Origin of the sequence: Enterococcus raffinosus, assembly GCF_001886185.1 — a bacterium.
In the GTDB taxonomy this organism is placed as follows: domain Bacteria; phylum Bacillota; class Bacilli; order Lactobacillales; family Enterococcaceae; genus Enterococcus_A; species Enterococcus_A raffinosus.
In genome coordinates this window covers 1-25169 of record NZ_JXLA01000028.1, presented here as the reverse complement: position 1 = coordinate 25169, position 25169 = coordinate 1, and the positions used below count along the sequence as shown (strand labels likewise).

Below are 25169 nucleotides of genomic sequence, written 5' to 3'. Positions count from 1 at the left end.
GATATGTAGTTATTTAATTCAGAAAGGTTGATCTGATGCAGATTGAGACAAGAAAAGAGGGAGTGACGTCTAGCGAACTCAAGAAATTGATAGAAAGCTACAGGGGGGTCTGCTGGAAAATTGACAGTGATGTGGGAGTGCCTGACCGATTTTGCGCGTTACCCGGCTGGGCCTTTTTTGCAGAGGTTAAACAACAGGGCAAAGATCCGAGACCATCCCAGCTCAAGCAGGTTGACCGTTTAAACAAACTTGGCTTCGATGTGTTTATTATCGCTGGAAAAACAGGACTTGATGATTTTGAGCAAGAGTATCTAGTAGGACATTATCAAAAAAAAGAAAAAACAGAGGTGAGGCTTCTTGACTACCCAGACTAGAGAACACCTAGTCATGCGAAATTATCAACGCTATAGCGCCAATATGGTTGTCAAAAATCCTCGTTATGGGCTATTTCTCGATATGGGTATGGGGAAAACGATCAGTGTGTTGATGGCGATTGATTACTTGATAGACACGTTCCAAGTCAAGAAAGTGTTGATTATTGCACCACCACTTGTGGCAGCTGATACATGGTCCGATGAGGTAGAGAAATGGGATGCGACTCGTCGATTGAAGGTCGTGAGTCTAGTTGGAAATCCGAAACAACGAAAGGCCGCATTGAAACAAGAAGGTGACATCTATGTTCTGAGTGTGGGGACATTTGACTGGCTTGTGAAAGAAGTCGGCGTAATGAACTGGTTCTTTGACATGCTGGTGATCGACGAGGCGTCCATGTTTAAAAATCCGGATGCCAAAAGAACCCAGAACTTGCGAAAAATTATCGCTCGAACAAAGCGCTTTGTTGAGCTTACCGGGACGCCAGCCCCAAATGGCTTATTAGATATTTGGACGCTGATCTATATGATCGATGGAGGGAAACGACTCGGCAATAATTTCTACCAGTACCGATCGAGATATTTTCTTCCGGCTAAAACAAACGGGAAACGCGTTTTTTCGTGGTACTGTCCAAGAGGAAATGAAGAGCTTATCCATGAACGTATCTCAGACGTCACTATGAGCTTGAAAACAGAAGACTGGATAGAATTACCGGAGCTAGTCGAGAACGTCTTCAACGTCACTTTAGAGGGCAATGAACGTAAGTTGTATGACAAGTTTAAAAACGAAATGCTCTTACAGTTTGATGAAGGAGATATCACGGCAGCGAATGCAGCTGTGTTAGGCGGGAAGCTTCTGCAGATGGCAAACGGGGCAGTCTATAACGAGAATGGCGATATCCAACCGATCCACAAAAAGAAGCTTGAAGCTTTGGAGCAGATCATCGACAACGCGAATAAGAGTCCAATGCTTGTGTTTTATGCCTTCAAGCATGATGAGTTGTTAATTGAGAAAATGCTGAAGAAGAAAAAGATCATCTATGGCAAAGTAAAGAATAAATCAGATCGTGAGAAATGGAATCGCGGAGAATTGGAAGTATTGATCGCTCATCCCGCAAGTGCAGGGCACGGATTGAATTTACAATACGGCGGACACCGAGTCACTTGGTACGGATTAACGTGGTCATTGGAGCAATGGCTACAAGCCAACAAACGGATCTGGCGAAGTGGTCAGAAGCATGCAACGATCTTGAACATCATCCGAGCAAAAGGAACATTCGACGATCGAGTGATTGATCGGTTACGAGGGAAAAAGCTGACTCAGGATCGCTTGATTGAAGCGGTAAAAGCTGAAAGGCGAGATATCGTAGCTTAAAGGAAGGTATGAAGGAAAAAGCTCCAGTAGTTGGGGCTATCAAGGAGGAAATAATATGGGAAAAATGGAGAAAGCAATGATTAGTGCGGAAGATATTGCATTAATTATTGACAGTATTTTGTACGGAGATGATGAAGGTTTCGAGGATGCATTAGATATAGGTTTTGATGGTGTGGAAGCTTTCAGTGGGGCATTAAGAGAATCAGGAAGAATGTTCACAATAACTACTAATAGACTCGAAGATTAAAAGGGACTTACAAAAAGTGAGTTATCGGAAGAAACAAAGGAGGATATTAATTTTGGAAAAAACGATTAAGTCTATGCAAAAAGCAGTTCATAAAAATGCTATTGAACATGGCTGGTGGGAAGAAGAAAGAGAGTTCGGGACTCTAATTGCTCTATGTCACTCAGAGCTATCCGAGGCTTTGGAGGAATCAAGAAATGGTTATCCGATCAATAAAATTTATACAACTGGCGATGATAGAAAACTTGAAGGTGTGCCTGCTGAATTGGCCGACGTAGTGATTCGGATTATGGATATCTGTGAAAGATATGGAATTGATCTTCAAACCGTAATTCAAGCAAAACATGCATATAACCAGACTCGACCATATAAACACGGTGGGAAAAAGTTCTAGTAACGACCACTATCACGAAAAAGAAAAGAGGATGATGTATGAATAAAAAAGATTTTTTAGCCAATGTGGACAAGGCAATAAATTACGGATGGGGGATTAAAGTATTTGTAAATATGCCTGATTTACCTAAGCCGGAAATCATTTGTAATCCACCAGAAAATGTTGTAGGCAAGCGAGAATACTATGACAAGGCTTATGACGATGACATGAGATTAAAGACGTTTAATCAAATTAGTATCAATGCCATACAATTTCTTAATTTGAAATAACCGCATCTACCATTCAGGAAACAAAAAACAATGTATCGGAGGGAGCAGTTTTGGGGAAGTCAAATGGAATTACTAAGCATCAACTTGAGATTATTGCAGCCGCTTCTGCTCAAGAAGCAATATCAGCGTATGAGAAAAAAGCTATGAAACAGAAAAAAGAAGTAAAAAAGCGTAATTTGAGAAACACAGAACTGCTTCTAAAAAACTATATCAAATTGAAAAATCTTTGCGAAGAAACAACACAACAGAGTATCCCAGAGGATTATCCGGAGTTTAGTCTAGAATCGTTAACCCTAGAAAGTCTTAGCACCTATCGGGCGAAAACCCTAAAAATGATGAATCATGTTGATAAAATGCTGGTGTCCTATGAATGGCATTGTAAACGAGGCTCAGTGGAGGAGCAGCGACGATACAAAATTCTTAGGAAAAGATACTTAATCGAAAATACTATGTCAGTGAAGGAAATCTGTGAATTTTTCAATATTGAACAAGGGACTGTATATCGAGATACTAGAGCCGCCATTAAAGATATGTCCGTCCTTTTGTTTGGTATTGACGCAATCGACTTCCAATAACGTTAAAAAAAGTTTGAAAAAAAACGAAGGTTTTATGTGTTAAAATGGTAGTGTGAAATTGAAGCGAGATTTCGAGGTACCCGTTTTGGGTGCCTTTTTTGTGTTTTCAAGGAAGGAGTGTGGCAGGATGGCCAAATTAACACCCAAGCAGCAGCTGTTTGCAGATGAGTATTTGATTGACTTGAATGCCACGCAAGCCGCTATTCGTGCAGGATATAGCACAGATTCAGCAGCAGAGATTGGATACGAAAACCTGAAAAAACCTCATATTCGCGCATATGTAGACAAAGCCAAGGCAGAACGATCTAAACGAACGGGCATTAATCAAGATCGCGTGTTGCAGGAATTGGCGCGCATCGCCTTTGTCAAAGTTACAGATTTGGTGGATCCGGAGTCTGGAGAGGTTTCGGATTTTGCTTCCGATGACGATCTAGCAGTTATCCAAGGAATCAAGGTTAAAAAATCAGTGACGGAGTTCGGTGAAAGCGTTGAACGAGAAGTCAAGATCGCAGACAAAGCGAAGGCTTTGGATCAGCTCGGTCGCCATTTAGGAATGTTCAACGATAAGTTAGACGTGAATGCGAACATGAAAGTGACCTTTGTGGACGATGTTCCGGTGGATGACGATGACTGAGGCAACAGTTTCCATGCGTGAGGCTTTGGGAAAAGGATATAATCGTTTTTTCCATTGTCGCAACTTCTATCGAGCTGTCAAAGGATCCCGCGGTAGTAAAAAATCGAAGTCAGCAGCTCTTTGCTACATCCACGATATTCTAAAATATCCCTGGGCGAACTTATTAGTGATCCGGCGCTTCTCCAATACGAATAAGCAATCCACCTACACAGACTTTAAGTGGGCAGCGCATAAGCTTAAAGTATTCCACTTGTTTAAGTTCAATGAATCGTTACCGGAAATCACCGTCAAAGCTACAGGACAGAAAATACTTTTTCGTGGGTTGGACGACGAATTGAAAATCACTTCGATTACAGTCGATGTCGGTGTTTTGTGCTGGGCATGGTTTGAAGAAGCGTATCAAATCGAAAACCAAGCGAAATTCGATACTGTTGTCGAGTCTATTCGTGGGGTATATGAAGCCGAGGATTATTATAAACAAGTCACAGTCACTTTTAACCCGTGGTCAGAGCATCACTGGTTGAAGGCGGCTTTTTTTGATGAGGAAACTAAGCTAAAGGATGTCTTCAGTGACACAACGACTTTCCGGGATAACGAGTGGTTAGACGAGCAGGATAGATCGAGATATACAGATCTATATCGTACCAATCCACGGCGAGCCAGAGTTGTTTGTGACGGCGATTGGGGAATCGCTGAAGGTCTAGTCTTCGATGGCTGCTATGAGGTCAGAGACTTTGATCCAGAGGTCAAGAAAAAGCAAATCGGCTTAACCATACACGGCATGGATTTCGGATTTACCAATGATCCAACAACGTTGCCTAGTGCAATCTATGACGAGAAAGCCGGGGAGCTGTGGATTTACGATGAGCTGTATAAAAAGGGAATGCTGATCAAGGAGATCGTTCGAGAAATAGAAAAACGAGAATTGATGAAAGCCGTTATTCGAGCCGATAGTGCGAGCCCGCAAATGATCGCGGAGTTGAAGAATAGCGGAGTCACCCGAATTGTAGGAGCGAAGAAAGGTCCTGACTCGATAGAGCACGGGATCACCTTTATGCAGGGGCTAAAAATTTTCATTCATCCTCTATGCGAGAAAACGCTGGAAGAATTCAATACATATGTGTACCAGCAGGATAAAAAAGGGAAATGGTTGAATACTCCGATCGATGAGAACAACCACATTATTGACCCCTTGCGCTATGCGTTGGAACCATACATGAAGGCGCAGAACGGATGGCTATATTAAAAAAAGCCCTGAAATAAAGGGCTTAACTTGGAAAGATAATCTTTTTAGCTGTTTCGGAAGCTACATCAACGAGTAGATTATACAAGCCATCTTTCACGAATTTTGTAGCTTTGCTCATTACTATTTGATACTTTGCAGCAGCAACCTGAGTTTTAGGAGTATCAACTATTAAATCAGGTATTGCGGATTTTATCAGATCCTTGTCTTCAGAAGACAAGCCTGTATCAAGAGCGATTAATTCCGTAGCACTTGCAAGAACGGTTTCAGTCCAAGGGTAGGGTTTTCCGCAACTCCTACAGTAACTCGGAATACTAACACTAACCATACCGTAAACATCCGGATACTGTCGGCGACCATCTATTACTTCATGGCAATTTTGACAAGTACGAATTGTTTTTTCTCCACAGGTTTCGCAATAAATCGGAGGATTAGGATCCTCATTAGATTCTGAGCTAATATCAATTTGATGGCCGTTAAGACAAATTTCTTGAGTGTATATTTTTACGTCTTCTTCATATCTCAATATGCTCACCTCGCTTTCTATAAGCAAATTATACCAAACTGAAAGGAGTGAATGCCTTGGATCCAAAATATTTTCTATCAGATAATCCGAAAACATTAGCAACTGCAATCAAGCAGGCGGTTAACTCGGATCGAGTAGCATCGTATAAGGATAAAATGCGGCAGGGTGTCCGCTACTACAAGTACAAACACGATATTTTGAAGTTTCGACTGTTCTACGTTGACAATGAGGGCAAGATGCATGAGGAGACCAGTCGGAGCAACATAAAAATCCCACATCCTTATTTGACGGAGTTGATTGATCAGAAAGCGCAATATCTGCTATCCAATCCGATCGAGATCACGACAGAACAGCAAGGATTGCAGGATTATCTTGATCAGTATATCGATGAAGACTTCCAGCTAATGCTTCAGGAAGCCGTTGAAGGAGCTTCACAGAAAGGTTATGAGTTCGTTTATACGAAACTTGGCGAGGATCGCTTGAGTTTTTCTGTTGCTGACAGCTTGAAAGTGATCGAGATCTACGATGCAGACAACAAGCTGATTGCGATCATCCGATATTATGACACGGATGTCTACAAAGACGGCAAAACTGTTCGAGTGACACGATCGGAGCTATGGGACAAAGAGAAAGTTTGGTATTTCGTCAGTGAAGGCGACTATATGAAGACCTTCAAACTGGATCCGAATGTGCAAGTCAATCCGTTGTACCACGACACCCGAATTGATCCCAAAACCAGCGAAGCCTTTGGTCGTTCGATCGGTGCAGCCTTAGGTAAATCGGATTTTATTCCGTTCCTGCGGCTTGACAACAACAAATATAAAACAACGGACCTTGAACCAATCAAACCGTTAATAGATGACTACGATTTAATGGCCTGTGCATTGTCCAATAACTTACAGGACTTTGATCAGCCATTTTTTGCTGTCAAAAACTTCTCCGGGGATAGTTATGAAACACTGATTAATAATCTTCGGAGCCGAGGCGCTGTTGGAACAGGTGAGAATGGCGGGTTAGATGTTCACACCGTCAATATCCCTGTTGAAGCTCGTAAGGAAAAACTGAAGGTCGACAAAGAGGGTATCTATAAATTTGGAATGGGCTTTGATTCGTCGCAGGTCGGGGATGGCAATGTGACCAATGTGGTAATTCAGTCGCGGTATACGTTACTAGATCTAAAATGCAACAAAATGGAAGTAAGGCTGCGTAAGTTGGTCAAGCAGATGCTGGAGCTGATCGTTGCAGACATCAATGAGCGTCATGGGAAATCTTTTGATACATCTGATATCGAGATCACGATTACCCGGGACACGATGATCGACGAAACCGAAGTCGAAGAACGCGAGAAGACCAAAGCAGAACGTAAACAGATTGAACTTGATACGCTTCTGGATGCAGCAGCTCGTCTTGATGATGAGACCGTGTTGAAGGCCATCTGCGACTTGTTAGAAATCGATTATGATGAGATCAAGCAACGAGTAGAGGAGCAGGACTACAAGGAACCCGTGACGAAAGAGGGCGAGGATAATGACGAGTAATGAAGCGAAAATCGAAGCAGTTGCTGTCGAACTTGCTACGCATTCCCCCAATAGTTTCATTGATGCGCTAGAATACGTAACGAGATATGCACATCAAGCAATGTGCTTGGGATACACCTTTGAAAAAGCTTTGAAATATTTTGATGAGGGTGTACCGATCGAAGTGTTGATCCTTGGAAAATCGCAACCTTTTAGAGGTGAGAGCCTTGAACAATTATCAACGTGAGATTGAGAAACTTCTCCAAGCCTCTGAACGAAATGTCAGCAAAGAGCTTTATCAGATGTACAAGAGCTTGGCTGATGATATTTCAAAAGAAATCGTTGCTCTGCAGAAAGAGATTGACGAAAACGATAAGTTTCCAAAGAAGCTACAGAAGGAACGTCTCGAAGCAATCCGGGATCAGATGGATCGTAAAATCAGAATAGTCGAACAGGATCAGAAGTCTTCTATCTGGTCTTTTTTACGTTATAACGGTGACACGGCATATAACTCACTATTCTATGAGTTCGAGATGTCAGAAAAGATCCCGCTTGCCTTTGGTATGCTGACAGACAAACAGTTAAGTGTCATTATCAATACGCCAGTCGCTTCTCGTAAGCTCTCAACCCGTTTGAAGGGTAACGCGAGGAAGATGAAGAAAAACCTTAACAGGGTGCTTATACAGGGCTTTGGGAAGGGATTATCAACTCAGAAAATGGCACGACAGATCTCTGATATCGGTGGCGCTGAATACCGACGAGCGATGAACATTGCTAGAACAGAAGCAGGCCGCGTGACTGGTGTTGCCCGGCAGAAGTCGCAGAATCATGCAAAAGAGCTAGGTGTGTATGTCAAAAAGGAATGGATTTCTACCTTAGACGGAAAGACGCGCCATAATCACCGTGAACTTGATGGACAGGTCCGAGAAATTGACGAGTATTTCGAGGTTAACGGCCGACGAGCTTTGCAGCCGCACATGTTTGGAGTCGCTTCGGAAGATGTCAATTGCCGTTGCGTTTCTATCTCTGTTATAGAAGGGTATGAACCGTCATTGCGGCGCGATAATGAGTCTCACGAAGTCATCGACTACAAGAATTACAATGACTGGCTAGGTTCGAAAGCAATGTCTCTCAATGATATGATTCCAGAAAGAATCGGCCATCGGATTTCATTTCTCGAAAAAGAGTTGGAGAAATTTGAAAATGAGGATTGGGGAAGTCTTTCAGAGGATGAAATAGAATTGTTATATCACAAGTATGAGAAAGAATTATCTCAACTACTTGAGCGTCAAATGTTGTATAATAATGGTGAGGCATTTACCACTGATAAATCCACAGAAGTCAGAAAATTCTTCAGTTTGCAAGAATCCCATAATCAGTGGCTGAAGTCTTTATCTGATGATGATAAAACATTAATTAGGGACTACACCCGTACGGCCTATAAAGAGTTTAATGAGATATTACGTACTAGTTCAGAAGATTATTTTAATAATCCCCTTTATAGAGGTACGCCTGAGGCCTATCGGAGACAACAAATTGAAAATGCAAAAAGGTTGCCTGATATTCTCAATGGATATATCCCTGAAAGAGATTTTGTAACGTATCGAAGGATTGCGGGCTCGTTTGATGAACTTCCCAAAATCAGTGATGTTGAGGTATTCGATGATGGATTCATGAGTACCAGTTTATTAGAATCTCAAACGAAGCAGTTCGGGGGGACCTATTCAGAAGTCTTTTATAAGATATACGTCCGAAAAGGCTCAAACATTGGCGGCTACATTAGCGAACTTAGTCGATTTGAAAATGAGCAAGAATTTTTGATTAAGCCCGGTACTAAATTCAGAGTCCTTAAAACGGAGTCAAAAAAAATGTCTGACGGAATCATTCAAATCATAGAAATGGAGACGGTATAAATGAAAAATAGCAGCAAAACAATGAGATCATATATCACGCCGTCTTTAAGAGAGGCGGATAAAAAGACGCTTGGAAAAATTGGTGTGGCCTCATTTGGCTCATTATTACCTTATTTACAGCAGGAGAAACCTGAGATTATTGAGGACTTTCTACTGTGGACGGATACTGCTGAAAATGCAGAAGTTGATCGTCAAATTTATAAATATATCGTGAATTATGTCGAGGCTTTTGATAGAAATGACGAAGGCAGGGTCAAAACTTCAAGTGGGCTTTCAATCACCCTTCAAAAACCTGCAAAAAGAGTAATGCCTAGCGAAATTCTTAATAAAGTTGAATCAATTAAACAATAGCACTTAGTCATGAAAATGATTGGGTGCTATTTTTGTGCCCAAAATTGGAGGTGAACAAAGTGAAAGATTTCAACGAAGTAATTCTAACGTTGCAAGTCCATAAGGGATTAGGCTTTGCTTACAAAAAAGCGATAGAAGCTGAAAATAGTCCTCAATGGAAACAGAACCCGATTAGAAATAAGGACGGAGAAATAATCAGTAATGAACTGAAACCTTATTGGAATGGCAATCATGCACATGTCGTTGTTGGACCAGATGATAATTTGACGATTTCAATCATATCTCACACACTGCCAAATCTTTTAGAGACAACGAGCTGGTATGAGCGCATGGGGGCGACAGTTGTTTATAAATCGGTAATTTAAAAATCAACAGAAATAAAGCCAGTAAAAACCGAGGCTTTTTATTTTGTCCTAATTATGACGGTAAACTAATTAATTCGGCAGGTCTGCCGTAAAATCGGCCACCCCACGGTGTCGTTGCACCGTTAAAAAACGTAAGGGAGAAAGAAAAATGAATAGAGAACAATTGAGAGCACTTGGATTAAGCGAAGAACAGATTGACGCGGTAATGGCTGATCATGGTAGGGTCGTGCAGGGCATGCAAACACGATTGACGACTGCTGAGAATCGAGCGACCGAATTAGAAGGGCAGCTCGACCAAGCTACTAATAGCGAAGAGATTCAACAATTAACCCAACGTGCAGAACAAGCAGAGAGCCGTGTCTCAGAGCTAGAAGGACAAGCGACACAGCGAACTATTGATGATTTGGTGAACACTGCATTAAGTGAAGCCGGAGCAACCGATATTGAGTATGCGCGTTTCAAACTTGGGGATGTGGAATTATCAGAGGATGGAAAGTCTATCACAGATTTGGATAATCGAATCAAAGACTTACAAACTCAGATTCCCGACTATTTTCAAGTGTCTGATCCAAATCAGGAACCGCCTGCAGGAAGCAATCAACAAGATCCGGATCCGATGAATAACTTTCAACGGATTAATCCTAAGCCTGGCAGCGGACAGCAATCAGATCCAGATCCAACTCAACAAATGATCGATGCTTTTATGTCAGATATCCCGCAACCAACAAACAAATAATAGAAAGAAGGAATAACAATGCCACTTAATTATGCAGAAGCCTACCAACAAGGCTTAGAACAACGTTATGCAGCAAATGGATTGTTGTATACACAAAAATTATGGAATTCACCATCAAATGGGAAGTTAAAATTTACGGGAGCCAGAACAATCAAGCTGCCTAAATTATTGATCAAAAATGGTCGTAAGGATCGTACACGACGAACCATTACCACACCAAGTGCGAACTACGAAAATCAATGGGAAGAGTACACATTGAAAAATGAGCGCTATTGGGATACGCTAGTGGATCCCTCAGATATTGATGAAACTAACTATGCAACTTCTATTGCAAACATTACAAAAGTCTATAACGACGAGGAAAAGATCCCCGAAATGGATAAGCAGATGACTTCAACCTTATTCACTCGCAAAAATACCATCGCCACGGGTCAAGGTATCGAACAGATGACTTTAGATGAAACCAATTTCTTAGCTACTTTCGATAAATTGATGACAGAAATGGACGAGAAGGGCGTACCGTCAGCGGGACGTACGATTTTTTGTACACCAACCGTGAACAAGATTATCAAAGGTTTGAAGGACTTTGCTCGTACAGTGCCAGTTCAGAGATCAGACGGGTCAATCAATCGAATCATCAATCGAATTGATGACGTGACGATCGAACCACCAATTCCATCTGATCGTATGAAAACTTTATACGATTTCACGACTGGTGCGGTGGCTGATCCAACTGCGAAACAAATTCATTTCTTCCTGATCTATATTCCTTGTATGGCGGCTCCGCAAAAATACAGTTTTGTTGGACTAGATGCGCCCTCTGCGGCTAGTTCAGGAAACTATTTGTATTACGAACAATCTTATGACGATGTATTGTTGTTCGAAACAAAACACGAAGGCTTGGCTTTTGTCATTGATGCCTAAGAGGAGGAAATCGAAATGAAGGTAAGAAAAGAAAATCGGGTCTTGACCGTGGATGAAGCGGACAAGGCCTTTTATTTATCTGAAGGTTACGATGTTGTTGAGCTAAATTCTGAATCAAACCAGTACGACATTGTTGAGGAAGCAACTGGCGGCAAAACTTACTCGGTAGCGGAATACAATGCTTTGAAAGCTGAAAACGATGAGCTCAAAGCGAAAATCGCTGAGTTGGAAAAAGATACTGACTGGAATGAGCCGCCAACAGAACTGTCTCGTGACGAGAAAATGGCGGCACTGAAGAAAGCCGAAATTGAGTTTCCGGGTAACATTAGCAATGAAAAATTGAATACATTATATGCTAAACACTTTGAGGGAGACGGCGAGTAAGCTGTCTCCTTTTTCTTACGGAAGGAGTGCAGCAGATGATCATTTCTTTAGAAGAGGCGCAGAAAATCTATCCTGATGTTGCGCAAGAAGATCTTGACGGGATTGAAACGGCTATAAGACAAATCACAAATAATCCCTTTCAAAATCGTAAGGCACGATTTCATGAGCTCCGATTCGAAACGGATAAATCATTGACCGTTAATCAGAATGTTGAAGGAATCGGAAAAGGAGATACAATTCAAATCTCAGGGAGTAGGTGGAATGATGGCTTATACGTTGTTTCTGAAATAGAAGGCAATACTTTAACTTTTGCTGAAGCTCGTTTTTTCACCAGCTGTGATCATCAAGCTTTTATCACGAAAATCGAGTATCCTACGGATATTATTGCTGGAGTGAAAAAGCTCTTGAAATATGATTTCAAAATGTCAGACAAGATCGGGTTGAAATCCGAGACTGTATCTAGAATGTCCAAGACCTACTATGACCAGAATAGCACAGAGACCATCAGCGGTTATCCGGCGGCAATGATGTCCTTTGTTAACAAGTATCGATTGTTGAGGTGGTAAACATGCTACCATTTGAAATCTTGCGAGAAGAAGATACCGGTGAAGTTGATGAACGGAACAATCCAATTATGGAATGGACTGTAATTCACACTCTGGAAGGCCTGATGGACATGATCACTGGATCGGATGAACAGACATATCAGAATAGTCTCATTGCAACCTCTCAGCAGGTTCTAATCTCGGAGGACACTTCTTTTGAAGTGCTGACCACCGACCGAATCAAGAACCCGCGAACGGGGATCGAGTTTGAAATCACCTATGTCGATGACGTTATGGAGCTGAAGCATCATATCGAAATTTATTGTAAGAGGTGGACTTGATGGTATTCAAAGATAATTCTAGCCAAGCGAAACAAGCGATCAATCAAGCGACGATCCGCTGGTTACTTTCAGCATGTATTTTAGTTCAAGGTCAAGCGGTATTGTTGGCCGCGGTTCAGACAGCTCGACTGAAAGGGTCCATTGATTATCTCGTTGATGAAAATGAATTGGTTGGGTATGTGGGTACCAATGTGGAATATGCAGTCTATGTTGAATTCGGGACCGGTGAGTTTGCGGAAAATGGCCGAGGAAGAAAAGGCGGATGGGTCTATCAAGATCCATCAGGCGAGTGGTTCTTTACATATGGGCAACCGCCACAACCCTATCTCAGACCAGCTTTTCGCCAGAAAAGGAATCAGATTGAAGCTTTAGCAAAACAGATATTTGGAGGGATTGGATGAGTGAACGGATCAAAGTAATTAATTACTTGGAATCTCTTTTTCGAGAATTAATCCCCGAAAGTTATTACATGAGAAATAGAAAGAAAGAGGTCAAATATCCATACATGACATTTACTTTGTCTGGGGAGCCTATTCGGTTTCAGGGTCAAGGATTTTATATTGACATGGATATTTTTGACAACAACAAGAGCAGTGATGTGGATCTACTGAATGCGGTGTCTGCAATAACCGAAAAATTCCCAGATCGTCGACCATTCAATCAGCTAACGGATGATTTTCTCGCTCAGATTGAATACCGAAGTGATACTGGAATACCAACAGGATCAGATACCTTACAGAGACACACACTGCAGCTTTACATTAAGATCGATTGGAGGAAATAAAATGGCTACTATTAACGGCACGGATTTGCCAAAAACAGGTTATACGAAAGATACGCCTAAACGATTTCAGTTAAATGCCGGGGCTTTGCTCACCAATTTAGAATATAAAGAAGAGAAGTGGGTAGGTAATCTTTTAGGTGCTACTTCGGGAGGATCTAATATCAGTTTAGTAAATACGTATCGGCAAGCAGAGATCGACGGAGTATTTACGGCAACAGTAGGGTCAGATAGCATCGAGTCATCTGAGGGCAAGTTTGAAGTTAACATGATTGAGTGGACTGCTGATAACCTTAGAATGGCTTTACTAGCTGATAAGGTGGACTCGGATGGGAAAACTTATCCTGCTGGCTATGAAGTGATTACTACTCGACGAGAGGTAAAGGAAACAGATTATCTCAAAAACTTAGCTTATGTTGGGACAATTACAGGATCAGAAAAACCGATCATTATTATCATGCATCATGCTTTTCCCACTGGTGGACTAGAGTTTGAACCTCAGGACAAACAAGAAGGCATTTATAAATTGACTTTTGAGGCACGAGCGGCCGCTGAGGATGTAAACAATACATCCATCCCTGTCACGATTCTTTTTCCGAAAGAGGGTACATCAGGCGAGATTGAAGGTCAATCGCTTAAATTTACTCCTGATGGCGCACCAACAGAAGAGAAAGAATCAGGAGGTGAAGAATAGTGAGTGTTATCATGCGTGAGTTAAGAGCGAAAGACACGTTTAAAGTGATTCGCTTAGCTAAAAAGTTGGGAATTACAAACTCGATCGTTTCTTTACTGAAACAACAAGAAAAAGCGCGAGACTTGATGGATGAACAAAAAGCATTACTAGCTCAAAAAGTGGCGTGGCAGTTGATTGTTGAAAAAAATCCCGGATCGAAAGAAGGCAAAAAAGCACAAACTCAGATCGAAAAAGCCGAGAAACGATTAAAGGAATTGGCTGGGATCCTGAACGATGAGAGCTTTGAGGCCATTACTTCCCTAGTAGAAATCGTGCTAGAAAATATTGACGGAGTTGAGGACGAAGTTTATAAATTCTTAGGCGATTTATGTAGTATGACCGAGAAAGATTTTTCCGATATCCCGTTTGTTGATTTTGTAGGGGTGCTAAAAGATTTTTTCGCAAAGCCGGAGTTGCGCGAAGTTGCCAAATTATTTACGCCATCGACCTCGTTGGAGGAGAAAATAAATTCCGAGATCGATTCTACAAACGATACTCCGATGCAGGAAGCTTAATCAGGGATATTCCTTATGAGGAGTTCCCTGATTTTTTAATGGTGATGTTTGAATCAGAAAGACATGACGTTTTGTGGGAAATGTGGATTTCCAATCCATTTAGAGAAGAAAGCTTCGAAGACTTTAAGTCTAGAGCTTTAGCTGAAATTGCTGAAAACTCACAATCGAAGGCACAAAAAGAAGCAACTGCAGTGAAAGGAATGACGGAAGCATTAGCATTATTGGGAGGTGATTTTGTTGGCAATTAACATCTTTGAAATGTTTGGAACCATTAAAGCAGATGACAAGCCAGCGAAGTCGGCGATCGATAATGTCGTAGGGTATGCGAAAAAAGCAGATAGCTCTCTTTCTCAGACCCTTGGAAAAGTGGGTGGTCATCTTACGAATGCTGGCCAAAAGATTTCTTCAGCTGGTGATCAACTAACAAGAAAGATTACCAAGCCTGCATTTGCGGCTACGTCTGCTCTTGTAGGAATCACTTTAGTGAAAGGATTCAATCGATTAACGGGGATTGATGATGCTCGTGCTAAGCTGCTTGGACTCGGGCATGACGGTCAGTCTGTCGATAAAATCATGAAATCAGCTCTAGAATCCGTAAAAGGCACGTCCTTTGGGATGGACGAAGCCGCGACAACCGCCGCTGGTGCGGTAGCTGCAGGGGTTAAGTCTGGTCAAGAGCTGACGAAGTATCTTTCTCTAACAGCGGATGCTGCGGCAATTGCGGGCACGTCTATGAGTGAGATGGGATCGATCATTAATAAAGTTCAGACAGGACAGCAAGCTTATACGGACGATCTGAATCAGCTTGCAGATCGTGGGTTGCCAATTTATCAATGGATCGCAAAGGAGGCTAACATATCAGCTGGTGAAGTGAAGAAATTTGCTTCCGAAGGAAAAGTTTCGTCTGAGATGTTCCTATCTGCTATTGAGAAGAATATTGGTGGTGCGGCTGCAATTATGGGTGAGAACTCATTCAAGGCATCAATCGCGAATATCTGGGCTTCAGTTGGTCGTATCGGAGCAAACTTTTTAGATGCAGGAGGTAAAGGTGGAGGCTTCTTTTCAACGCTAAAACCAATGCTTGCAGATTTTAATGAACGAATGGGAACACTAGAAGATACGGCTGCGGATCTCGGGGTGAAGTTTGGTGAATCATTCCAGGGTGTAATAGCCTTTGTAAATAAACTGATGGACAGATGGGACAAGTTATCTCCTTCTATGCAAGGGCATATACTGGCTATTGTTGGAAAATTCACCTTATTACTAGTCACGTTGGGTCCGATTTTAAAAGTAATCGGGAGCCTTACTAGCGGAGTAGGGAATTTTCTTAAAGGATTAGGCCATACAATGGATTTTGTCTCAAAAGTGGGAGGTCTGGCAGCGAAAGGAATAAAAGCAGCTTCAGACTCAACGACCATTTTGGGCACAGTTTTTTCAGCGTTGTCTAGCCCGATAGGATTAGTTATTCTTTCTATTGCTGCACTAGCAAGTGTTCTATTTTATTTGTACAACACGAATGAGAATGTAAGAAATGCTTTGCAAAACGCTTGGAAGGCATTCTCAGATTTCATTCAGCCTTTAGTTCAAGTCATTTCAGATTTCATTAGATCTGTTTGGGGTCAACTAATGAGTTGGTGGAATACAAACCAGCAAACCATTTTAGCCATCACTCAAATGGTATGGGGTGTAATCAAATCAGTGTTTGAACTAGCAATGATTGCTATCACATTCGTTGTAAAGCAGACATTGACCACACTTGAATTTCTTTGGACAGTATTCGGAAATGCCATTCGGTCAATCGTACAAATTCTTTGGACTGTTGTTTCAAACCTCTTTAAAGGAGGACTTTCAAGTATCTTAGCCATTGTATCAATGGTGCTGGATCAGATAAAAAATTCATTTGACTTTGTCATGAACACGATAAAATCGATTATCAAAATTGTACTGTCTGCAATTAAAGGCGATTGGAAAGGCGTCCTTGATGGGATTATGGGAATCATCAATGGTTTTAGGTCTTACGTATCCAAAACCTTTGAGAACATCATGGGAACGGCTAAAACTTTAGTATTTAATGGCATCAATACTATTAAAAATATCTTTCACGGTCTTGCAAACATTAATTTGATGGATGCTGGCCGAGCGATAATTGATGGTTTTGTAAGAGGTCTAAGATCGAGCTGGGAAAACGGTAAGAAATTTGTCAGTGGTATTGCTAGTTGGATCAAAGATCATAAAGGTCCTATCGAATACGACAGGAAACTGTTGATTCCTCACGGTAAAGCGATCATGGGTGGATTGAATCAAAGCTTGATGGATGAGTTCAAAAAAGTTCAATCAAATGTATCTTCTATGGCAGATTTGCTTGCGTCTGAAATGTCTACAAACGATCTTTCTATGGCAGATATTCCAAAAATGTTGGATTATCTATCCTTATCTCCTGCAAGTCGAGAAACTCCATATACTGATCGCGGGGTAAGCGAAAGAAATCCTGTTAAGACTCAAGGAGATACATATAACATCAATCTTCAAGCTTTAGGGGAGCTTTCAGACATCCAACTGATGGACATGGCTAGAAAGTTAGTCAGGTTCATTAAGGAGCTGAAGGATAGAGAAGATAGTCCGAAAGGCGGTGTGTTTAATGGAATTTAAGGCGGGACAATTCAAGATTAATGGTAAACATAGTCAAGAGTTCAATGCGTATATGCGAGCAAGACCTGAACGTATTTCATCAAGTCGGGTAATAGAGTTGCGTGAACGAGCTGCAAATGATTCAGTGGTTGTTGACTATGACTATTATAAAAATGTTGAGTGGCCTATTAAGTGCGGTGCCAAAGCCGATTCGTTTGAAGAGTTAGTCTTTCTGGAAGACCAGATCAAACATTGGTTAGATATGAAAGACTATTCGGATTTCATCTTTCAGTTTGATGAGCAGTACGTTTATCAAGCAGTGGTCGTTGAACCACCTAGATTTACCAGTACACACAAAGATGGTCTATGGACTCACTTTGACTTTAAAATCAGTATTCGACCATTCAAAGCAAATCGTGTCGGACTGATTTGGATAAAAAACGAAAAAAAAATATTTAACATGGAGAAATATCCTTCGAAACCAAAGATTCGCATCGTTGGTTCGGGGGATATTTCTTTTTGGATCAACGATCAAAAATATGATCTCGTAAATGTGGGAAATGAAATAGTTATTGATTCTCAAATTGAAGAGTCCTATCGAATTGTCGATGGAGTTTTAGAAGTTCAAGATCATAAAACTAAATTTTTAGACTTTCCGGAGATACTACCGGGCGAGAATAATTTTCAATGGTCCGGAAAAGTAACGAGTTTTGAAATACTACCAAGGTGGTGTACAAAAGTTTGAAACCAAGAATTTATTTACCAACTGAAAAAGACTTTAGCCACAATGGGTTAGGAATATTAAGCGATGCAACTCGTGTAGATGTTCGCGAAGCTGCAAATGGCATTTACGAGTTGGAAGTCGAACATCCCTTGAAATCTCGTTTTAAGGAGTATTTCGAGAATGGCTACCAGATCAAAGCAAAGCCGAATGACCAAGAAGAGTATCATATCTTCGAGATTAAGCGAACGTATGAGGATGCGAATGGCAACAATATTCTCATTTATGCGCAATCTCGAACGTATAAGTTAGGGAATCGCGAAGTGCAGCACGTAGAAATTAATTCGCAAAATGGTTCTGGTGCTATGAAACAGATCACCGCTGGCATGGATCAACCAAGCGATATTGAATTATTTTCAGATATCCAAACTGTTTCGAGCACAGTGTTTGAAGCACGTAATGTACTAAATTGCATTGCTGGCGAGCAAGGATCCCTGCTTCAATATTGGGGCGGAGAAATAAAACGGGAACCATTCCGGTTGTCATTGTTACGGCGTAGAGGTCGAGATATTGTAGGGACTATCAGGTATGGGAAAGACCTTCAAGGACTGAAAATCACCTTTGATTGGCAGTCAATCATTACTCGTTGTTTGCCATATGCAGATATACAAGACAGCGAAGATGGTCAAACAAAACGCATCTATGGGAAAAAGGTTGATAGCGACCTAATAAAAAACTATCCGGACGTTTACGCCAAGCATGTTCAATTTACTGAGGAGCAAGGTGTCAAGGATCAGGCGAGCTTGGATAAAGCAGCCGCTAAGTATTTTGTTTCCGTTAATCCCGGTTGTGATAAGCCAAAAGTGTCCATTGAACTAGAATTTGAAAAATTGACAGATTCGGAAGAAGCGAGAGAATTTGCCAAGCTGCGAAATTATGGGTTATTCGATACCTTTTATGTTTATCACAAGTTATACGATATCCACATTGAAACAAAGATCACAGAAGTTTTATATGATAGCTTGACTGAAAAAGTGAAAAAGATTTCTGCTGGTGATGCTCAAGTGGCGTTTTACACACAGCAAAATTATGAGCTACAGGAAACCATAAAAACTTTAACCAAAAAAGGTTACATGAGTGATTTCCTCGACTATGTGACGAACTTGATCAATGGGGTCGAAGGTGGAAGTGTCCTGCAGTATCCCAAAAATAAACCTCATTCTACCTATTATCTAGATACGGATTCTAGGGAGACAGCAAAAGATGTGGTTGTATTAAACAACCAAGGTATCGGTTTTTCTCGTACCGGGTGGTTAGGTCCCTTTGTGAATGCATGGGGGATTAATGGTGATTTGAATGCAGATTTTATTCGAGTAGGAAGAATCCGAGCGAAAATGATGGAGACATCGTTTAACGGTGTAGGGGATACGCTCAAATTAGTCGGAGGGCTCCTACAAATTTTCAACAAAGAAAAAAGAATAATGGAACTATCCAAAAAGGGCATGGAATTTTGGAGTGATAAAGGCGCAATTGGAACAATAGGTACTACCGATTCAGCTGGGAATCCTTTCCCAAATGCTACTACTCCCACTCCGATACCTGATAACGCATTAGTAATTCGATCAAATGGATCTGGAAAGTATATCCTAATTTCACCAGCTGAGAGTAAGGGCCTTGTGATGTTGGGAAACGGATTATCAATCCATTACGGAAATATGAATATTCAAGGCAAACTGCAAGTATTTGGTGATCTCGATGTTCAAGGCAAACTAACCATCAAGGGGCAGGAAGTTTTTCCAGGGCAAGGCGGTTCTTCTGGTGGTGGTGATTGGAATGGACAATACCCGCCAGAGGTCACAGACGAACGTGATAAGAGATACTGGATTATCTGGGCGAGTGCAATTGCTGCTGGATGTACACCAGAAGTTGCTGCTGCATTATGCGGAAACGCTCAAGGCGAATCAGACGGACGTCCAACTGCAGATGAAGGCGGCGGAGCAGCTGGTCGAGGCTACGGCATATTCCAATGGACACTAAAAGGAGTTCCAGGCCGTGTTTATATGATTTCTTTAATGGAGAAAGCTGGAATAACCTTAAATCCCGACACAAGCGAAGCTCAAATGAAGTTGCTTTTCTGGCATGGACCAAATGGACAATGGATTGCATCTTCAGGGTATCCCTACTCTTGGCAGCAATTTTTAAAAATGACAGATATAGCTATAGCAACAACTGCCTTTGAGAAAAACTTTGAACGTCCACTCAACTCACATCCTGAACGGATTGATTTTGCTAAATATTGGTACAACAAATTTAAAGATTTAAAGATTCCCTCAACTAGTGGAGGAGATATTTTAGATACAGCCAAGAGTTTACTAGGATACTTTCATTACTCAATGCCATTAAGAACACAATTTGGTTCGGTTGCTAATCCTGACCGGAATGGCTATGCCGATTGTTCTTCTTTTGTATGGCTAGTATTGACAAAAGCTGGTTACAGGACACCAGCTGGTGTTGGCTGGTATACAGGCAGCATGACTGCTGATGCAAGGGGTGCAAGAACTTGGCTGACGGAAATATCAGCAAACGAAGCTAAAGCTGGTGATGTGCTTATCGTCAATCAGGGTGGCGGAGCTGGAGCAAATGGACATACTGCGGTTTTAGCTGAAGCTTGGCACGGCTATACTACCGCCATCATTGAGATGGGCGGAATGCAATCTGGCGGTGTCGGAGTAGGTCGTGTAGATATGTCGTTCGGTTGGCTACTAAACGGAGGCGATGTTTGTCTTGCCAGAGCGAAGAAATAGAGGTGATTACATGATAGATAAAAAAGGATTGAATCATTTAAAAAGCTTGATGAATCAGCCAGTCGGCAATCATCAATGTTATGCGCTATCTGCAGAGTATGCGGGTGTAATGATTGGACCGGACATGGGGGCCGGCACGAGGTACGAAATCAAAGTTAGAAATGGAAATGTTTTTTCGGCAGCTGATATCGGTTCGGCGTATCAATGGACACTCTATCTTTGGTCAGTAATCGAGGAGCCTCGCTATGGTCAACTAGTAGTCGGAGCGATTATCAACTGGAAGCGCGGAGCAAAGGTAGCAAATTGGTGCGCGTCACAAAATTATGGTCATACCGGTGTGATCAGAGGGCTTGAAAATGGTCGCATTCAAACCTATGAGCAAAATGCTGAGTCGGGTGAAATTGTTGCTGAGTATGACCGAGAGTTTTTCGATTCTGATCAAATCGCATCTATTTGTATCCCGCCTGATTTTGAGAAAGGAGTGATGGGCTTATGGAGAAATGGAACATCACACTGAGCACAACAGAACCATATAATTACGTTGGCATAATTCAAGTCCGGCAAGGTAACAGGAATTCGGAAACGATGGAAGCCACTGTGACTCAAAATGGAATACCTATTGATTTGTCACTATGTAAGGCATATTTAGAATCAATGCTCAGCAACGGTTCCGCTATTCAAAGATCTGCAAAGATTATCGATGCCAAAAACGGTAAAGTACAGTACACATTTGATGAATATTCTATGCAGGCCATTCATAAGCAAACCGCGAATTTAGTCTTTTACAAAGGCGATGATTTGATTGCTACAACTCAAGACTTCACTTATTTTGTTGTTCGTGCTGTTTCAAAAACAGAAGGAGAGATGGGATCTTATTGGCAAACAGTCGAAGATTTGATTGCAGACATGACCGATTACATCAATAAAGGCAAGGGCGACTTCGATCAATGGATGAAGGACCGAAAAGAAGAGTTTGAAGCTTGGCGTGATGCACAACAAGGGGATTACTTGAATTGGTTTGAATCGATTAAGGATATTCTCAAATCAATCGATCCAGGAGGAGTATTGCTTTCTGAATTGATGGATGCGCGAGTGGATTTACAAGGAGTTCGACATGACTCAATTAAAGAAAGATTGCTTGCTGATTTAGAATACATCTACAAAAAGGTTAAGTACCAACTCGATCTTATAGTGTACAAGCATATTGCGGTAGGCAATAAAATTACTATAGAACATGATTCCGAGTATCAACCGGAAGTGAAAGTTACTTATTATCAAGATGCACTTAGCACTGAAACAGATGGACTCGATACAAATGGTTACTTTGGTGGGGGAACAATCTACAATGTTCCGACGCAACTTAGTTTTGATCGAAAGAAAACACATGTTGAAATGCCGCTTTATTATGCGCTGAATGCAGGCGACTATATCGTTCATGATAAACATACGTTATTAATTATAGAAGGCAATAAAACTTTATGCTTCACAATGGGCAGTGCGAATATCACAAAAGCTTATATTAATGATGGTCAAACCGAAGTTGTTAGAATACCTGAGAATTTGGAACTATTTATTAAAGATGATTCAACTGTAGAACTAAAATGGAAAAGAGGGATGTTAAATGGCAATTAGTTACAAAATCTATCGAAACGGAACGTTTCTAAAAGAAGTATCAGAGCTTACGGCAACAATTACAGGTTTGACTCCAAACACAAAATACACATTTGAGGTCAGCGAAACCGACGGTGAAGACGAGTCAGCAAAATGTTCGGCTGTCGAATTCACTACTGGATCAATTGCTGTTAGTTCTATTACGCTCAATGCTTCTACTAAATCAATCACGAAAGGCTCTACTTTCCAATTGTCAGTAACGTTCGATCCTACGAATGCAACAGATAAAACAATTACTTGGACTTCAAGCGCAGCTACTATTGCGAGTGTTTCAAGTGGTGGTCTAATTACTGGTTTGAAATCTGGATCTGCAACAATCACTGCCAAAACTACAAATGGTAAAACCGCAACTTGTGCGGTTACAGTAACACCAATCGTCAAAACGCCAACTAATTTGGTTGCTAGTGATGTGACAGCAACGAGCGCTAAGTTAACGTGGGTGAAAGGGGTGTAGCCCCATGAGTTTCAACGTATACCAGGACAATGTGAAAAAGGAAAATGTTTCAACACTATATACTGATTTGACTAATTTATCACCAGGAACAAGCTATGTATTTTCAGTGACAGAAACTGATGGAGAAGATGAATCATCAAAATCTAGCAATGTTTCTGTGACTACGAATGGCCGTATTACAATTCCAACTACAAAAGAGGTTGTGAGTTTAAAGTATTCAATTGATCCTATCGGGATTGAAAATGGCGGGCTTGACACTGGTTCAAGTTTTGGTGGAACTGTACCAACAAACGTAACGATTTTAAAAAATACAATTAGCGGATCAAATAGAATATTGGAAGTTGCAACGGCTTATCATATGAGTGATAAGACTGCAGCCTTGATTGAAACAAATAAATACCTAATCATTGATAATAATCGATCAATGGAAATCGAAGTAAAGTGAGGGAAGATTAAATGGAATTAAAGCAAATTTATCGTGGGATGCAAAACGGTGCGGAAACCATTCAGGAAAACTTCGCAGCAATTCAACAAGAAGACGTATATAAAAAGAATATTTTTAGAGGTGCAATTTACTTCTCAGATGCGAATGTATTCAAATTTAATGAAGCAGATGTTCACAAAGGAATTTTAATCACTTGTGAAAGATATGATGCTTCAACTGGTAAAACACTTGGTTACGGCGTTCACACCACTTTTGTTCCAAAACCTTCCATGGAACAAAATTACGGAAAAGAAAATAGAATTCCACTAAGTGATACCATCAAATCATTTATCTTACAAAAGAATCAGATTTCGGGTATCTTGGAAAATTATAGCACAGTGAAAAGACGGGATTTTGTGCTAACTGATATTACCCTATTATAGAGAGGTGAACCCTATGAAAGTATGGATTCAAGATGAATTAGGATATTTAAAAGGATATTCGATTATTCCACAGGAAACAATGATAGAGGTAGAAGCGGACAGAGAACCAACTGATTTTACCAATTGGCGATATGATGGAAAGAAATTGATTCATGATCCAGAAAATGCGCCAGCCGTTGAGGAAAGTTTGACTGAAACCGAACAACTAAAAAAAGAGAATGAAGAGCTTCGTCAGCGTGTAGATATGTCTGATGAAGCTCTTTTAGAGTTAGCGGATATGGTTTTGTCTGCTACAGCAGCAATGAAAGGAGGGGACTAATATGTACTCAGCATTAGCAATGCTTTATGCAACACATGTGATTGACGGAAAACGAACAATCGAAAACGTACCTGCTTCAATTCGCGATCAAGTAACAGAAATTGTGAACGATGCAAAAAAGCAAGAAGAAAGCGAATAGTTAAATATTTAGTATTTGGGGCGATCGGCTTTTTAGTCGGTCGCTTTCTATTTTGAGAGGGGAAATCATATTGGATAAATATTTGAATGTAGCATCCGTTTTTACAGGGGTGTTAGGAGGATTGGTTGTTAGCTGGCTTGGAGGGATGGATGCTATTTTGCACGCGTTAGTCGCTTTAGTGATTGTTGATTATCTTACCGGATTGCTAAAAGCATGGAATTTAAAAGAGATCAGCAGTCGTATTGGTTTTGTGGGTTTGATTAAGAAAGTTCTTATTTTTGTTGTCATTGCTGTAGCCGTCGAGGTTGAAAAGGTTATTGGAGACTCAATGCCCTTACGAGAGATTGTGATCATGTTCTATTTGGCGAATGAAGGTATTAGTTTTTTGGAGAACATTTCAGTGTTCATCAACTTTCCGGATCAAATCAAAGATGCCTTTTTACAAATCAGAAGCGGGAACTCGAAAGATAATGATGGAGGTAAAGAATAATGGATATGAAAAAAGCAAAGGAGCTTTACGGAAAATCAGATGACAAAAACGTTGGGTTGCAACCTCAACCAAAAGAAATCGAAAACGTCAAAGAAGAAAAAGAGGAGAAAAAATAATGGCTATTAATATCGAAAAAGGGTTAGCTGTAGTTCAAAAATTTGTAAATAATTGCTACTACAGCATGTATGGTTCTCGTTATTACACAGATGGTACATGCGACTGTTCAGGCTCTGTTTATCGTATTTTGCGTGAATCTGGTGGTTTTAATTATGGATATATTCCTAGCACTGAAACGCTACATGACTATCTTCTAAAGCTAGGGTATGAAAAGATCGCAGAA

At 41.0% G+C, this 25169-nt stretch carries 36 protein-coding genes; 35 read left to right on the top strand and 1 reads right to left on the bottom strand.

Features of this window, described 5'->3' with window-relative positions; translation table 11 throughout:
- Positions 1–35 precede the first annotated feature (35 nt).
- From RV13_RS14515 to RV13_RS14480, 8 genes are all read left to right on the top strand, one after another.
- Positions 36–374 (top strand): PDDEXK family nuclease, encoded by a 339-nt coding sequence (locus tag RV13_RS14515; protein WP_060789152.1) that lies wholly within the window; start codon positions 36–38, stop codon positions 372–374.
- 13 nt (positions 375–387) lie between these two features.
- Positions 388–1746, top strand: a complete 1359-nt coding sequence (locus RV13_RS14510; RefSeq protein WP_060789151.1) for a DEAD/DEAH box helicase — start codon at positions 388–390, stop codon at positions 1744–1746.
- 55 nt (positions 1747–1801) lie between these two features.
- On the top strand, positions 1802–1993 hold the full coding sequence (locus RV13_RS14505; RefSeq protein WP_060789150.1) for a hypothetical protein: 192 nt from the start codon (positions 1802–1804) through the stop codon (positions 1991–1993).
- 52 nt (positions 1994–2045) lie between these two features.
- Complete coding sequence (locus RV13_RS14500; protein ID WP_249024485.1) at positions 2046–2384, top strand: nucleoside triphosphate pyrophosphohydrolase family protein; 339 nt, start codon at positions 2046–2048, stop codon at positions 2382–2384.
- A gap of 38 nt (positions 2385–2422) precedes the next feature.
- On the top strand, positions 2423–2653 hold the full coding sequence (locus tag RV13_RS14495; RefSeq protein WP_060789149.1) for a hypothetical protein: 231 nt from the start codon (positions 2423–2425) through the stop codon (positions 2651–2653).
- Positions 2654–2703: 50 nt separating this feature from the next.
- Positions 2704–3228 carry a hypothetical protein gene (locus RV13_RS14490; protein ID WP_060789148.1) on the top strand — a complete coding sequence of 175 codons (525 nt, stop codon included), beginning with the start codon at positions 2704–2706 and terminating at the stop codon, positions 3226–3228.
- A gap of 127 nt (positions 3229–3355) precedes the next feature.
- Complete coding sequence (locus RV13_RS14485; RefSeq protein WP_060789147.1) at positions 3356–3862, top strand: terminase small subunit; 507 nt, start codon at positions 3356–3358, stop codon at positions 3860–3862.
- Positions 3855–5108 (top strand): PBSX family phage terminase large subunit, encoded by a 1254-nt coding sequence (locus RV13_RS14480; protein WP_060789146.1) that lies wholly within the window; start codon positions 3855–3857, stop codon positions 5106–5108. Before RV13_RS14485 ends, RV13_RS14480 begins: the two co-directional genes overlap by 8 nt.
- 22 nt (positions 5109–5130) lie before the next feature.
- Here RV13_RS14480 and RV13_RS14475 read toward each other — a convergent pair whose 3' ends face one another.
- Positions 5131–5631, bottom strand: coding sequence for a DUF2321 domain-containing protein (locus tag RV13_RS14475; protein ID WP_060789145.1), 501 nt, complete (start codon positions 5629–5631; stop codon positions 5131–5133).
- A gap of 56 nt (positions 5632–5687) precedes the next feature.
- Here RV13_RS14475 and RV13_RS14470 point away from each other — a divergent pair, with 56 nt between their 5' ends.
- From RV13_RS14470 to RV13_RS14345, 27 genes are all read left to right on the top strand, one after another.
- Positions 5688–7169 (top strand): phage portal protein, encoded by a 1482-nt coding sequence (locus RV13_RS14470; protein ID WP_060789144.1) that lies wholly within the window; start codon positions 5688–5690, stop codon positions 7167–7169.
- The gene (locus RV13_RS14465) at positions 7159–7395 is read left to right on the top strand and encodes a hypothetical protein (protein ID WP_060789143.1); all 237 of its coding nucleotides are present in this window, start codon (positions 7159–7161) and stop codon (positions 7393–7395) included. Before RV13_RS14470 ends, RV13_RS14465 begins: the two co-directional genes overlap by 11 nt.
- A complete protein-coding gene (locus RV13_RS14460; protein ID WP_143142296.1) occupies positions 7343–9061 on the top strand; it encodes a phage minor head protein in 1719 nt (572 codons plus the stop codon). Before RV13_RS14465 ends, RV13_RS14460 begins: the two co-directional genes overlap by 53 nt.
- A complete protein-coding gene (locus tag RV13_RS14455) occupies positions 9062–9412 on the top strand; it encodes a hypothetical protein (RefSeq protein ID WP_060789141.1) in 351 nt (116 codons plus the stop codon).
- 59 nt (positions 9413–9471) lie between these two features.
- The gene (locus RV13_RS14450) at positions 9472–9777 is read left to right on the top strand and encodes a hypothetical protein (protein WP_060789140.1); all 306 of its coding nucleotides are present in this window, start codon (positions 9472–9474) and stop codon (positions 9775–9777) included.
- Positions 9778–9925: 148 nt separating this feature from the next.
- A complete protein-coding gene (locus RV13_RS14445; protein ID WP_060789139.1) occupies positions 9926–10513 on the top strand; it encodes a phage scaffolding protein in 588 nt (195 codons plus the stop codon).
- A gap of 18 nt (positions 10514–10531) precedes the next feature.
- Positions 10532–11437 carry a hypothetical protein gene (locus tag RV13_RS14440; RefSeq protein WP_010745829.1) on the top strand — a complete coding sequence of 302 codons (906 nt, stop codon included), beginning with the start codon at positions 10532–10534 and terminating at the stop codon, positions 11435–11437.
- A gap of 15 nt (positions 11438–11452) precedes the next feature.
- Entirely contained in the window at positions 11453–11821 is a 369-nt protein-coding gene (locus RV13_RS21165; protein ID WP_060789138.1) for a hypothetical protein, read from the top strand.
- 35 nt (positions 11822–11856) lie between these two features.
- Positions 11857–12387, top strand: coding sequence for a hypothetical protein (locus RV13_RS14430; protein WP_010745831.1), 531 nt, complete (start codon positions 11857–11859; stop codon positions 12385–12387).
- Positions 12388–12389: 2 nt separating this feature from the next.
- Complete coding sequence (locus RV13_RS14425) at positions 12390–12707, top strand: head-tail adaptor protein (RefSeq protein WP_010745832.1); 318 nt, start codon at positions 12390–12392, stop codon at positions 12705–12707.
- Complete coding sequence (locus tag RV13_RS14420; RefSeq protein WP_010745833.1) at positions 12707–13108, top strand: HK97 gp10 family phage protein; 402 nt, start codon at positions 12707–12709, stop codon at positions 13106–13108. Before RV13_RS14425 ends, RV13_RS14420 begins: the two co-directional genes overlap by 1 nt.
- Complete coding sequence (locus RV13_RS14415; protein ID WP_010745834.1) at positions 13105–13491, top strand: hypothetical protein; 387 nt, start codon at positions 13105–13107, stop codon at positions 13489–13491. The genes RV13_RS14420 and RV13_RS14415 overlap by 4 nt, the downstream gene beginning before the upstream one ends.
- A gap of 1 nt (position 13492) precedes the next feature.
- Entirely contained in the window at positions 13493–14182 is a 690-nt protein-coding gene (locus RV13_RS14410) for a hypothetical protein (protein ID WP_010745835.1), read from the top strand.
- The gene (locus RV13_RS14405; protein ID WP_010745836.1) at positions 14182–14736 is read left to right on the top strand and encodes a hypothetical protein; all 555 of its coding nucleotides are present in this window, start codon (positions 14182–14184) and stop codon (positions 14734–14736) included. The genes RV13_RS14410 and RV13_RS14405 overlap by 1 nt, the downstream gene beginning before the upstream one ends.
- A gap of 38 nt (positions 14737–14774) precedes the next feature.
- Entirely contained in the window at positions 14775–14984 is a 210-nt protein-coding gene (locus tag RV13_RS14400; protein WP_010745837.1) for a hypothetical protein, read from the top strand.
- Positions 14974–17385, top strand: a complete 2412-nt coding sequence (locus RV13_RS14395) for a phage tail protein (protein ID WP_060789137.1) — start codon at positions 14974–14976, stop codon at positions 17383–17385. The genes RV13_RS14400 and RV13_RS14395 overlap by 11 nt, the downstream gene beginning before the upstream one ends.
- A complete protein-coding gene (locus tag RV13_RS14390) occupies positions 17375–18109 on the top strand; it encodes a phage tail protein (protein WP_060789136.1) in 735 nt (244 codons plus the stop codon). The genes RV13_RS14395 and RV13_RS14390 overlap by 11 nt, the downstream gene beginning before the upstream one ends.
- Complete coding sequence (locus RV13_RS14385; RefSeq protein WP_060789135.1) at positions 18106–20889, top strand: phage tail spike protein; 2784 nt, start codon at positions 18106–18108, stop codon at positions 20887–20889. Before RV13_RS14390 ends, RV13_RS14385 begins: the two co-directional genes overlap by 4 nt.
- 10 nt (positions 20890–20899) lie before the next feature.
- Positions 20900–21406: a CHAP domain-containing protein gene (locus RV13_RS14380; protein ID WP_060789134.1), complete on the top strand. Its 507-nt coding sequence runs from the start codon at positions 20900–20902 to the stop codon at positions 21404–21406.
- Positions 21382–22521, top strand: a complete 1140-nt coding sequence (locus RV13_RS21675; RefSeq protein WP_060789133.1) for a BppU family phage baseplate upper protein — start codon at positions 21382–21384, stop codon at positions 22519–22521. The genes RV13_RS14380 and RV13_RS21675 overlap by 25 nt, the downstream gene beginning before the upstream one ends.
- Positions 22511–23014: an Ig-like domain-containing protein gene (locus RV13_RS14370; protein WP_060789132.1), complete on the top strand. Its 504-nt coding sequence runs from the start codon at positions 22511–22513 to the stop codon at positions 23012–23014. The genes RV13_RS21675 and RV13_RS14370 overlap by 11 nt, the downstream gene beginning before the upstream one ends.
- A gap of 4 nt (positions 23015–23018) precedes the next feature.
- A complete protein-coding gene (locus tag RV13_RS14365) occupies positions 23019–23459 on the top strand; it encodes a fibronectin type III domain-containing protein (RefSeq protein WP_060789131.1) in 441 nt (146 codons plus the stop codon).
- 11 nt (positions 23460–23470) lie between these two features.
- Positions 23471–23881 (top strand): hypothetical protein, encoded by a 411-nt coding sequence (locus RV13_RS14360; RefSeq protein ID WP_060789130.1) that lies wholly within the window; start codon positions 23471–23473, stop codon positions 23879–23881.
- 13 nt (positions 23882–23894) lie between these two features.
- Positions 23895–24200, top strand: coding sequence for a hypothetical protein (locus tag RV13_RS21160; protein WP_060789129.1), 306 nt, complete (start codon positions 23895–23897; stop codon positions 24198–24200).
- A 1-nt stretch (position 24201) separates the two neighbouring features.
- Positions 24202–24339, top strand: coding sequence for a CD1375 family protein (locus RV13_RS21050; RefSeq protein ID WP_010745847.1), 138 nt, complete (start codon positions 24202–24204; stop codon positions 24337–24339).
- Between the two features lie 70 nt (positions 24340–24409).
- Complete coding sequence (locus RV13_RS14350; protein ID WP_060789128.1) at positions 24410–24829, top strand: phage holin family protein; 420 nt, start codon at positions 24410–24412, stop codon at positions 24827–24829.
- Between the two features lie 115 nt (positions 24830–24944).
- Positions 24945–25169 (top strand): peptidoglycan amidohydrolase family protein (locus RV13_RS14345; protein ID WP_282957007.1); only part of this gene is annotated, 225 nt, incomplete at its 3' end.